Consider the following 9,499-nt stretch of genomic DNA (forward strand, 5'->3'; position numbering starts at 1 on the left):
ACCGATCGCAGACAGGAGACTTTGCCCATGACTGAGCGAAACACGCCGCGCATCGCCGGCCACGCACTGGTCGAGGCCCTCATCGAGCAGGGCGTCGACACTGCCTTCGGCGTGCCGGGCGAGAGCTTTCTCGGCGTGCTCGACGGCTTCTATGAACACCGTGACCGCATCCGCTTCATCGCCTGCCGGCAAGAGGGCGGCGCGTCCTTCATGGCCGAGGCGCAGGGCAAGCTGAGCGGGCGGCCGGGCATCTGCTTCGTGACCCGCGGCCCTGGAGCCACCAACGCCAGCATCGGGCTTCACACGGCCTGGCAGGACTCGACGCCGATGATCCTGTTCATCGGCCAGGTGGGCGCTGACGTGCGCGACCGCGAGGCCTTCCAGGAGGTCGACTACCGCGCGATGTTCGGACCGAGCACCGGTGCCTTCGCGAAGTGGGTGGCCGAAATTGACAGCGCCGACCGCCTGCCGGAGTACATCGCCCGTGCGTTTCACGTTGCCATGCAGGGCCGGCCCGGGCCGGTGGTGCTGGCGCTGCCTGAAGACATGCTCGTGACGCCGACCCAGGCGCCGGTGCTGCCGCGTATCGAGCCGGCGCTGGCGTGGCCGGCTCCGGGCGCGTTGCGCGACGTGCGCACGATGCTGGTAAAGGCCGAACGTCCGCTGGTGATCGTTGGCGGCAGCGGCTGGGACGCCGAGGCTTGCAAGGCACTGCAACGCTTCGCCGAGAACTGGCAACTGCCGGTCGGCTGCGCCTTCCGCTTCCAGGACCTCTTCGACAACCGCCACCCGCTCTACGCTGGTGACGTCGGCATCGGCATCAACCCGCGGCTGGCCAAGCGCATCAAGGACGCCGACCTGATCCTCGCGGTGGGGCCGCGCCTGGGCGAGATGACGACCGGCGGCTACACGCTGATCGAGGCGCCTCGCCCGAGACAGAAGCTGATTCACATCCATGCCGGTGCCGAGGAACTGGGGCGGGTCTACGCCGCCGACCTGTTGCTGCAGTCGTCGATGGCTTGTGCCGCAAAGGCGCTCGAAACTCTGGCAGCGCCACCTGCGGTGCCGTGGGGCGAGTGGACGCAGGCTGCGCATGCCGACTACGAAGCCAATCTGGAGCCGACCGCGGCCCCGGGCCCGCTCGACATGGCCGAGGTCGTCAAGACGATGCAGCGGCTGCTGGTCGAAGTTGGCAAGGAGGACGCCGTCTTCACCAACGGTGCCGGCAACTACTCGGGCTGGCTGCACCGCTACTACCAGTACCCGGCGTTGCACATCGGCGGCCGCACCCAGCTGGCGCCGACGGCTGGCGCGATGGGTTATGGGGTACCGGCTGCCGTGGCCGCCAGCCTGCTGCAACCCGGCCGCGTCGCCATCAACATCGCCGGCGATGGCGACTTCCTGATGACCGGCCAGGAACTGGCCACCGCCACTGGCTACGGTGGGCGGCCGATCGTGATCGTGGTCGACAACGGCACCTACGGCACGATCCGCATGCACCAGGAGCGAGAGTTCCCCGGGCGGGTGTCGGGCAGCGATCTGTTCAACCCGGATTTCACGCTGTTCGCGCAGTCGTTCGGCTGGGATGCCACCCTGGTGGCACAGACGCAGGAGTTCGAAGCGGCGTTCCGCAAGGCCTTGCGCAGCGAGCGACCGACCTTGCTGCACCTGAAGCTCGACGCCGAGGTCAGCACGAGCCGCTCGACGCTGAGCGCCATTCGGGCCTCCGCGCTGCGCAGAGGCTGAGCGCGCGGCGGGGCTGCAACCTCACGTCACGCACTTCCACGCTTGCTTACATCCGCCGGGCTCGGCAGCGCACGCTGCACCCGGGACAATCGCTGATTCGCCGCCTCGCGCAGAGGCTTCCAACCCGGGCGAACGAGGAGACGGATGGACGCGAGCGTCGTGCTGCAATGGGTGTCGGGCGGGCTGTTCACCGCGGCCGGCGTGTTGCTGCTCGCCGCGCGCCTGCCGGCCGCCATTGACGCCTGGCGCGCGACTCGCTGGCGCAAGATGCCGGCGGTGCTGCAGGCGATGGTGCTGCAGCGCATCGGCAACAGCGAGCGCTATCGGGTGCTCGTCAGCTACCGCTACCGCGACGGTGACCACGGCTACATCGGCGAGCGCATCCATCATTGCTACGACGCGTCCGGCAAACGGGTGCTGCACAAGGGTGTGCTGAATCGCCTGCAGGCCGGTTCGGTGATCGCCGTGCACGTCGACCCCGAACAGCCGCATCAGTCGACCATCCTCGCCGGCGTCAACCGGCACTGCCTGCTGCACGCACTGGCCGGGCTGCCGCCGGTGCTGATCGGCCTGCTGGTGAGCGGCCATGCGTTGGCGCAGACGACGTCCGTCGAATTGCCGAACTGGAGCCTGGCGCTGGCCGGCGCGGTGTTGATGGCGAGCGTTCTCGTCGGTGCCTTCAGTCTGCGCGCGCACGATCGCCTCGTGGCCGACGTGGCGCGCGTGCTGTAGAGCCGGGCGGCGGCGCGCCTACACTCGCGCCGATGCAGTTCTCCTCCGTGCCCGTACACATCGTCGGCGCCGGCCCCGCAGGGCTGATGGCGGCCGAAACCATCGCGAACGCCGGCTGGCCGGTGCATGTGCATGACGCGATGCCTTCCGCCGGCCGCAAGTTCCTGCTCGCCGGCAAGGGGGGCCTCAACCTGACGCATTCCGAACCGCTGGAGCCCTTCCTGTCACGCTACGGCGCGCGCCAGCCTCAGATCGAGCGCTGGCTGGCGGGGTTCGGCCCGCAGGCGCTGCAGGAGTGGACGCACGGGTTGGGTATCGACACCTTCGTCGGCACCTCGGGGCGAGTGTTTCCCACGGACATGAAGGCCGCCCCGATGCTGCGCGCCTGGATGCACCGCCTGCGCGGGACAGGGGTGCAGTTTCACATGCGGCATCGCTGGGTCGGCTGGAACGCTGACGGCGCATTGCGCTTCGAGACGCCGCACGGAGCGGTCGACACCGATGCCGCGGCCACGGTGCTGGCACTCGGCGGTGCCAGTTGGCCGCGGCTGGGCTCCGACGGTGGGTGGGTCGGGGTGCTGCAGCCGCACGGCGTGCCGGTCGCGCCGTTGCGGCCGGCCAACTGCGGGTTCGACGTTGCGCGCCCGCAGGCCGACGGCAGTTCGCTGCCGGGCTGGAGCGAACACTTCCGCGAGCGTTTCGCCGGGCATCCGCTGAAGACGGTGGCCTTGTCCTGCCCATCGGCCGACGGGCACATCGAGCGGCGCCAGGGCGAATTTGTCGTGACCGGCACGGGCGTCGAAGGCAGCCTCATCTATGCTTTTTCAGCGCCATTGCGCGACGCGATCGAGGCCCGGGGCAGCGCAGTGGTGCACATCGACCTGCTGCCGGCGAAGAGCCACGAGCAGGTGCTGCGCGAGGTTGCGCATCCGCGCGGCTCGCGTTCGATGGCCAGCCATCTGCAAAGTCGCCTGGGCCTCGCCGGCGTGAAGGCGAGCCTGCTGCGCGAACTGCTGACGCGTGAGGCTCATGCCGATCCCGCCCGGCTGGCCGCGGGCATCAAGGCCTTGCCGTTGAGGCTGGCCGCCGCCCGACCGGTCGCCGAAGCGATCAGCACCGCGGGAGGCGTGTCTTTCGATGCGGTGGACGAGCAACTGATGCTGCGCGTGCTGCCCGGCGTGTTCTGTGCCGGTGAAATGCTGGATTGGGAGGCCCCGACCGGAGGCTACCTGCTGACGGGTTGCTTCGCCAGCGGCAAACGGGCGGGGCAGGGCGTGGTCGAGTGGTTGCGTCAGCACGGCCGATGACGCCGAACGGGGTCATCTGCTGAGAGCCGCCGCACAAACTGGGCGATACGTGGGATGAAGGGCCGCACGACTTGCGAGTCGAGCTTCGAGCGGCTCGTGCAGGCCGGGCCGGTGCGGCTGCTGCGGCACCTGCGCACACCGAGCGCCGCCGAGTGCCTGGTACGGAATCTGCCTCGACAGCAGAAAGGCGCTGCCGGACGCACCCGCGGACATTGGCGTTGCGTCGAGGAGCCGACAAATCTTGTTGCACCAGCCCGATCGACTTTCCGCGCGGCCGTGGCCGCTGTTGCCAGCGTTTGCGTTGGCGCTGGCCGTGACCCTGCTGGCCTGCAGCGAGCGCCGGTCGCAGCCGCACGCCACGGCGCCGGACGCCGCCACAGAGACAACGCGCAAGGACGACGGCCCGTCGTTCGTGTCGGCGCTGCGGCAGCGCGTGGCCGACCCGTCCTCGCCGCAAGCCGTGCGCCGGCTCTATGCCGAACGGTCGCCTTTGTGGCTGGACGTGCGCAGCCGTCCAGGGCCCCAGGCCGAGGCGGCGCTCGCGTTGCTGCGGGCAGCACACACCGAAGGCCTGGACCCGGCCGTGTACCGCGCCGATGCCCTGGCGCTGCAAGCACGCCAGATCGCCACCGAACGACCCGACGATGCAGTGTTGGCGGATTTCGAGTTCGAGCTGAGCCAGGCAGTGCTGCGCTATCTGCGTCACCTGCACGCAGGACGGGTACAGCCGAAAGCGGTGGGGTTTCGTGTGCCGGCGCGCGACGAAGCGACCGATATCGCAGACGTGCTGCGCGTTGCGCTGCGGCAGGGTCGCCTGGCCGATGCGGTCGAGGCGCTGCAACCCAAGCTGGCGCAGTATCCGCTGCTGCGGGGAGAGCTGGCGCGCTATCGATCGCTTGCCGCGCAACCCGCACTGCAGGAGCCGCTGCCGGGGACGGACAGCGTGCGACCGGGCGACTCCTACCCGGCGCTCGCGGCTTTGCACGCACGGCTCGTCGCGTATGGCGACCTGCCGCCTTCGGCGGCCGTGCCGGCCGAACGCTACGACGGGGAGATCGTCGAAGGCGTGAAGCGTTTCCAGGCGCGCCACGGCCTGGAGGCCGATGGCGTCCTCGGCAGGTCGACGCAGTCGGCACTGAACGTGCCGCCGCAGCAGCGTGTGCGGCAGATCGAGCTGGCGATGGAGCGATTGCGCTGGTTGCCGGAGCTGGGACGGCAGCCGTTCATCGGCATCAACATCCCGATGTACCGGCTGTGGGCCTCGGACGCGGCCTCGTCAGGGCCGGTTGCCGCTGCCACGATGAATGTGGTCGTCGGCAAAGCGCTCGATACGCAGACGCCGGTGATGATGGAGGAGATGCGCTACCTGATCTTCCGGCCGTACTGGAACGTGCCGCGCTCCATCGTGCTGGGCGAGATCCTGCCCAAGCTGCAGCAGGACCCGGCCTACCTCGACAAGCAGCAGATGGAGATCGTCGACGGCCCGGGTGACGATGCGAAGCCGGTGGCGACCACACCGAAGAGCCTCGAGGCACTCACCGAAGGCAAGCTGCGGTTGAGGCAACGGCCCGGGACCCACAATTCGCTGGGTCTGGTGAAGTTCATCTTTCCGAACGACGAGGCGGTCTATCTGCACGGCACGACGGCACAGGGGCTGTTCGATCGCATACGCCGCGACTTCAGTCACGGCTGCGTGCGAGTCGAGGACCCGGTCGCGCTGGCGCAATGGGTGCTGAAGGACCAGCCCGAATGGACGCGCGAGAAGGTCGTCGGGGCGATGCAGGGGCAGGCGAATTCGGTGCGGGTCGACCTGAAGCGACCGGTACAGGTGCTGCTGTTCTATGTCACCGCGGTCGTGATGCCGGAGGACGGGCGCATGCACTTCGCCGCGGACATCTACAAGCACGACGCCAGGCTCGAGCGGGCGCTGGCCCAGCGGGCGCCCGGCTGAGCCGGCGGCCGCCGGCTACCACTGCCGCACGCGGCCCGTGTCGACGTGCACGAAGTTCGAGCCGGGGTAATAACCGACCCCGCCGGCCTTCATGGCGAGTGCGGCCTTGCGCAACTGAGCGAGCGGTACGTCGGCCACCCGGATGTCGACCGCCTGGCCGACCATGTGCAGGCTCTTGGTCGCGACGCCGCTGCTGCGCCGGTGCAGCATCTGGTTGGTCTGCGGCGAGCGATAGCCCGAGATGATCTCGAAGGGGCGTGAGCTGCCGGTCAAGCCGTGCAGGCGATGCAGCAGGTCGAGCAGGCCGCGGTCGATCTCGGCGACCGCGCCCGTGCGGAAATCACGCAAAACGTGATTGATTTCGGACAGGGCGTCGAGCACGTAGCGGCCGCCGCTGAAGTACTCGATGTTGCGCAGGTGCTCGCCTGTATGCAGGTGGCTGAAGCTGAGCGCGCGGGGCTCGGACACGGAAGCCGTTGCCCAGGCGGGTGCCGCCAGTGCGGGCGTGGAGGCAAGGGCGGCAACGAAGCGGCGGCGGGACAGCAGGCTCACAGGCAGTCGGGGAGAAAAAATGGGTGGCAAGAAGGGCGAAGGCGCAGTTATAGAAGCGCGGCTCCTGCAGTGTCAATGTGTAGATATTTCACGTATGAAACATGTGGCCTCGCTGCCTGCCGAGGGTGTGCCCTGTTCGTGAGCTTTGTCGCGCAGATCGAGGTTTCCCGGGCTGGCGCTCTCGCGAGACAATCGCGTGTTCAGGCCGAGGACGTTTATCGCTGCAGTTTCCGATGGACCCAGACCGAAGCGCCCGCATCCGGCTGGCGCAACTCCACCTCTACGTCGACAACCACATCAACGACCAGTTCCTCGCGCCGGCGTTGACGGTGGTGGCTGCCGCCTTGCTGACCCGTTGGCTGCCGGTGGAGCGGGTGACGATCTGGGCAGTGGTCGAGCTGGCCATCATCGCGATCTACATCACCTGTTACCGGCGCTTCCGCGCAGCGAAGGTGCAGGTGGCCGACGAACGTGTCTGGAGGCGCCGCATTGCCTGGGCGCATGGCGCGCACATGCTCAGCTGGTCATCGATCATCGTCTGGGGCTGGGTGCCGGGCGACGCCGGCAACCTGATGTTCACGATGATGATCCATCTCGGCCTGGTCTCGCTGACGGCCGCGATGAGCAACCCCCACCGGCGGTTGTTGATGTCGGACATGAGCATACCGATCGTCGCGCTGCTGGCGCCGCCGCTGCTCAGCGCGGGCGGCTTCAATGCGGGACTGGCACTGCTCGGGGTGTTCTACTGCATGCTGATGCTGTGCGTCGCATTCAAGATCCACGGCACGACCGCCGAAGCGATCGAACTCAGGTTGCGCAACGAAGAGCTGATCTCGAAGCTCGAGCACCAGGCCCGGCTGGACGGATTGACCGGCGTGGCGAATCGCAGCCACCTGCTCGCGACCGGCAACGCCGAGATCCGGCGCGCTTCGCGCTTTGGCCATGCGATGGCCCTGCTGATGCTGGACATCGACCACTTCAAGGAGATCAACGACACGCACGGCCATCTGGTAGGCGACCGGGTGCTCAAGGCGGTGTCGGACGCCTGCGCGCTGGCGGTGCGTCACTGCGACTGCCTGGGCCGGCTCGGCGGTGAGGAGTTCGCGGTCATCCTGCCCGAGACCGACCTGCCGTCAGCACTGGCCGCGGCCGAGCGTCTGCGCGAGACCGTGGCCGCGTTGCAACTCCATCACCGCGAGTTCCCGCTCAAGACCACCGTCAGCATCGGCGTGGCGATGTTGCAGGCCCCGGGCGAGCCGTTGGCGCAACTGTTGCACCGCGCCGATGTCGCGATGTATCGCGCCAAGAACAGTGGGCGCAACCGCGTCGAGGCAGAGGTGACCGCCCCGATGTCCGACGCCGGTCCCGAGGCGGTCACGGCCTAGCAGGCTGTTGAATTTCCCCCGCACAAATGCTGTGTTGCAGGGGCACGGAAGTTGATACGGTAGAGCGCCGATCAACAGGGGAGCGAAGACGATGCGCGGAAGCGACGGGATGCAAGAGGCGCTGTTCACGGTGGCCAAGCTCGAAGACTTCGTGCCGGCAGACCATCCGCTGCGTCCGATCCGCCTGCTGGTCAACGCAGCCCTGGTGCGCCTGAACGGCCTGTTCAACACGATATACGCCGATAACGGCCGTGCCTCGATCGCTCCTGAGAAGCTGCTGCGGGCGATGCTGATCCAGGTGTTCTTCTCGGTGCGCAGCGAGCGGCAGTTGATGGAACAGGTGCGCTACAACCTGCTGTACCGATGGTTCATCGGCTTGGCGATCGACGACGAGGTGTGGGACCACTCCACGTTCTCCAAGAACCGCGACCGGCTGTTGGAGCATGCGGTGGTGGAGAACTTCTTCACCGAGGTCATGACAGTGGCCGACCGACAGGGCCTGCTGTCGCGCGAGCACTTCTCGGTGGATGGCACTCTAATCCAGGCCTGGGCCAGTCACAAGAGCTTTGCGCGCAAGGACGGTGGCAGCGACGATGCCAACGGAGGTGGGAGCGGTCGCAACGCGCAGGCCAACTGGAAGGGCAAGCCGCGCGGCAACGACACGCACGCCAGCACGACCGACCCGGATTCGCGGCTGTTCAGGAAGAGCCACAACACGGCCGCCACGCTTTGCTACCAAGGCCACGTGCTGATGGAGAACCGCTCGGGGCTGGTGGTCAGCGCCGTGGTCACGCACGCGGACGGCAAAGGGGAGCGGGCGGCTGCATTGGCGATGCTCGACAGGCTGCCGGGCCGGCACCTGAAGACGCTCGGCGCAGACAAGGCCTACGATCTGCGCGACTTCGTACAGGCGTGCCGCCAGCGTCGCGTCACCCCGCACGTGGCGAGCAACGTCACTCACATCGGTGGCAGCGCGATCGACGGGCGCACGATGCGGCACAGCGGTTATGCCGCAAGCCAGGTGGTCCGAAAACGCATCGAGGAGCACTTCGGCTGGGGCAAGACCATCGGACGCATTCGTCAGACGGTGTACCGAGGAATCAAACGGGTCGACCAGCACTTCAAACTGACGATGACAGCGAGCAACATCGTGCGCATGGCTCGAATACTGACCTTGCCGCCGCAAGGAGTGGCGCAATGAGCGCCGCAAAGGGGCTGCGGAGTACCGTCCCGCTGCCAGAACACAAACCGAACGCATCTCGGCACCGATCGATGACTCGAAATTGCTTCGCGTTCGATGCCCTTGTCGGGTTCGGTGATGGTTTTTCAACAGCCTGCTAAGGCCTGTTCACACGACGGAGGGCTGATGCGTTGTTGTCCAAAAGGCCGTGAGCAAGGCGCAAAACGAAGCCGGGTGGGGCGTTGGGAAGCGTCCGTGCGCGATAGCTGTACAGCGCAGCAACGCCATTTGCCGCGCTACGCCTGGTTCGCTGCGCAGACCGGACGGCTGCGCGCGGCACCCGGCGAGGCTTTGCAACGCCGCGCACGGCCTTTTGGACAACAACCCGCAGGGAGCGGGCCTGCCAGGGCGCAGCGCGTCGTAGGGCGCCTCGCCCAGACGCCCAGTCTGGGCGGCCTTGCCCGCCTCGCTCTGCGCCCTGGCAGGCTCGCCCGCACAGCCCTTCGTCGTGTGAACAGGCCCTAGGTGTGAAGAGTCAAGAGGTTCTTTCGTGATTTTTTGATCCGGGACATAGGCGGCAGGCAGCCGATGCCATGGTGCGGACGGTGCCAGTTGTAAAAGTGATTCCAGACGGGCAAGGCGATGC

7 protein-coding genes and 1 pseudogene are annotated in these 9,499 nt (G+C 67.5%); 6 read left to right on the plus strand and 2 right to left on the minus strand.

Annotated features, from left to right (window positions below):
* Positions 1-27: 27 nt before the first annotated feature.
* The 4 genes from M8A51_RS16265 (at position 28) to M8A51_RS16280 (ending at position 5,736) form a co-directional block, all read left to right on the plus strand.
* A complete protein-coding gene (locus tag M8A51_RS16265) occupies positions 28-1,746 on the plus strand; it encodes a thiamine pyrophosphate-binding protein (RefSeq protein ID WP_251779545.1) in 1,719 nt (572 codons plus the stop codon).
* A 144-nt stretch (positions 1,747-1,890) separates the two neighbouring features.
* Entirely contained in the window at positions 1,891-2,478 is a 588-nt protein-coding gene (locus M8A51_RS16270) for a DUF3592 domain-containing protein (RefSeq protein WP_251779547.1), read from the plus strand.
* A gap of 32 nt (positions 2,479-2,510) precedes the next feature.
* Entirely contained in the window at positions 2,511-3,785 is a 1,275-nt protein-coding gene (locus tag M8A51_RS16275; RefSeq protein WP_251779548.1) for a TIGR03862 family flavoprotein, read from the plus strand.
* Between the two features lie 241 nt (positions 3,786-4,026).
* A complete protein-coding gene (locus M8A51_RS16280) occupies positions 4,027-5,736 on the plus strand; it encodes a L,D-transpeptidase family protein (protein ID WP_251779549.1) in 1,710 nt (569 codons plus the stop codon).
* Positions 5,737-5,751: 15 nt separating this feature from the next.
* On the opposite strand, the gene M8A51_RS16285 is transcribed toward M8A51_RS16280, so the two are convergent.
* Entirely contained in the window at positions 5,752-6,288 is a 537-nt protein-coding gene (locus M8A51_RS16285; protein WP_251779551.1) for a YcbK family protein, read from the minus strand.
* A 233-nt stretch (positions 6,289-6,521) separates the two neighbouring features.
* Between M8A51_RS16285 and M8A51_RS16290 the strand changes: the two genes are divergently transcribed.
* Together M8A51_RS16290 and M8A51_RS16295 are read left to right on the plus strand one after the other, a co-directional pair.
* Positions 6,522-7,673, plus strand: coding sequence for a GGDEF domain-containing protein (locus M8A51_RS16290; RefSeq protein ID WP_251779552.1), 1,152 nt, complete (start codon positions 6,522-6,524; stop codon positions 7,671-7,673).
* A 91-nt stretch (positions 7,674-7,764) separates the two neighbouring features.
* A complete protein-coding gene (locus M8A51_RS16295) occupies positions 7,765-8,874 on the plus strand; it encodes an IS5 family transposase (RefSeq protein ID WP_251779553.1) in 1,110 nt (369 codons plus the stop codon).
* A 500-nt stretch (positions 8,875-9,374) separates the two neighbouring features.
* Here the strand turns inward: M8A51_RS16295 and M8A51_RS16300 are convergent.
* Positions 9,375-9,499, minus strand: a pseudogene (locus M8A51_RS16300) (IS481 family transposase); the annotation flags it as partial.

It is taken from the genome of Caldimonas mangrovi (assembly GCF_023721835.1).
GTDB classification, from domain to species: Bacteria; Pseudomonadota; Gammaproteobacteria; order Burkholderiales; family Burkholderiaceae_C; genus Caldimonas; species Caldimonas mangrovi.